The organism is uncultured Porphyromonas sp. (genome assembly GCF_934359325.1).
Lineage (GTDB): Bacteria > Bacteroidota > Bacteroidia > Bacteroidales > Porphyromonadaceae > Porphyromonas_A.
The window spans coordinates 1-2,296 of sequence record NZ_CAKRLH010000242.1 but is presented as its reverse complement, the minus strand read 5'-3'; the positions used below and the strand labels follow the sequence as shown (position 1 = coordinate 2,296).

The 2,296-nt window shown below is 58.2% G+C and carries 2 protein-coding genes; both read right to left on the bottom strand.

What is annotated here, in order from left to right; all coding sequences use genetic code 11:
- Window positions 1–26 precede the first annotated feature (26 nt).
- The gene (locus Q0F21_RS07360; protein WP_297238727.1) at window positions 27–1,631 is read right to left on the bottom strand and encodes a trehalase family glycosidase; all 1,605 of its coding nucleotides are present in this window, start codon (window positions 1,629–1,631) and stop codon (window positions 27–29) included.
- 5 nt (window positions 1,632–1,636) lie between these two features.
- Window positions 1,637–2,296: helix-turn-helix domain-containing protein (locus tag Q0F21_RS07355; RefSeq protein WP_297238726.1), on the bottom strand; the 660-nt coding region annotated here is incomplete at its 5' end.

Genomic DNA, 2,296 nt, shown 5'->3' with positions numbered 1-2,296 from the left:
TGTGCAGAGGGATCCAATGTAATGATTTATCGGTTCGGTTCGATCCGAAGTGTCTCGCTCTTCCCCTTCCCATAGGTGATGATGAGGGTCAACGGCACATTGGAGTGGACGGTCACCCTGGGGCGCTCATTGGCTGAGCTTCGCTGGGCACACTTCAGATCTACCATACCATCGGGTCCGAAGGGGTAGCGCTCGATCCCGTGTGCCTCCAGCTGACGGATGTCCCAGCGGATCGTCTCCTCGGGGTAGTCAGCCTCAATGCCGATGAGGTACTCTATCAGTAGTGCGATCGGTGCCAGTCCGCCCCAGCCCACGAAGCGATCCCGCGCCATAAATCCTGGCTCCGTCGCCTCCGGAGCATAGTACTCATAGAAGGTCCCTGTCCGTCGGTACACTTCCAGTACCGCCTGATAATGCTTCGAAGCAATGTCGTAGGCTAGATCGCGGTAGCCCTGTCGAGAGAGACCGGTGATCACCATATAGTTTGTTCCCGGCCAGACTCCGCCCTGCCAGTAGCGACCATTGGGTCGGTACTTGGGGTGATCGGCGGAGAGAGAGGGGATGGGGTGGGGGCGGGCAAATTCGCTCTCCTTCGTCAGGTGTGCCACGAGACGATCCGTTCGCTCTCTGTCCAGTACGTCGGTCATCAGCGCCCAGTAGGCACCGATCCCCTTGGCGTCGCAGAGGGTGCCGTCGCGGTACTGATCGTAGAGGAAACCGCTCTTGTCGTCCCACAGCTGAGTATTGACATAGTCCTTTAGTGCCAGCGCTTCGGTCTCATAGTCCTCGATCTCCTGCCACCGCTCGATGTAGAAGCCCATCTCGAGGAGCTGGTAGGCGGTCATGATCTGCTGGAGATTGGTGTCGAGCCAGATCATGTGACCGTGGGAGTAGATCGGATTGTACCCGTCCGGCACGCGTGGCATATTGTCCATCCCGGTCCCCCAGCCACTGCTCCAGTAGGTACCGTTTCGCCAGGTGCGATTGAGCCGCAGCCAGTCGTAGTAGCCACAGAGCACAGGGAAGACGCGATGCAGTCGCTCGAGATCACCATACTGATGGTAGTAGACCATCTCGCACCAGGGGAGCAGGTTGGGACCCGTGGAGGTGGGATCGTATCGCTCGAAGCAGTCCGCGCCGTCCGCCTTGATCTCCCTGCAGATGAATCCGTCGGGGTGTTGCTTGGCGTAGAAATTGTCAAGCGTCCTCTGGAAGGGGAAGAATCGGTCTCCGTAGCGGGCAAACATCAGGATGAAGCAATCGTCCCACATGAAGAGGTTCCCATTATAGGCAGTGTCAATATAAGTGGCGACAAAGCTCGATCCCGGGTCCGGCTGACGAATGTTGTCGACAGCTATCCTCCAGGCATCCCAGTACATCCTGATCTCCTCCTCGTGTCCCTCCCAGATCGGAGAGGGGAGGATCGTCCTTGCTTCGTCAAATGAGCGGGGCTGTGTGATCCGGGGCTTCATGGTCCGGAAGGCATTGTCGGTGACGAAGACGTTCTTCACATAGGTATTCTTGTATGGCAGTCTGTAGATCGAGTCGTTTCCTGCGCTGATCTGCGCTGAGGCAACTGCCACTGTGCCGGTCACGGCCAGCAGGGTCAGACATATTGCTTTTTTCATAATAACTATCATGGTGTAGGGTTAGTCATACGCTCATCCACTGTCTCACGCAGGAGCTCGCTTGGGCTCCCGGAGACGGAGCAGTGGTGCAGGCGTCGGTACTTCTGGGGCGACATGCCCATGACGGACCTAAACTGGCGGGAGAGGTTCTTTGGGCTGCCGAAGCCCATCTCTTCCCCCAGCTCCATAATCGGCCTGTCACTGGTGATCAGGAGATGAGCAAGCTTCTCGACGCGGTACTTCATGATGTACTTCTGTATCGTCTGGCGTGTGGCTCTCTTGAAGCGTATCTCCAGGTGTCGGCGCGATAGAGGGACCTGTCGCACGACGTCCATCACGGAGAGGGGGTGAGTGGAGTGGTCGTGGATGAAGCGGATCGCCCTCGCTACCTCACGGTCGCTGATGGAGAGGATGTTGGTCGAGGCGCGCTCGCTGATCCTAACAGGTCGGACAACTACGTCCTCCACCCTGTCGGACTTGTGGGAGAGGTATCGGTCGATCTGTGCTGCCGTCTCATATCCTCCCTGTACGACATCGAGTGAGATGCTGGAGAGAGGAGGGTCCGCCAGACCACAGATGGTCCGGTCGTCGTCCACCCCGAGGATCGCCACGTCCTGGGGGATGCCGATGTCAGCGACACGGCAGAGCTCAGCGATACGGATCCCCTC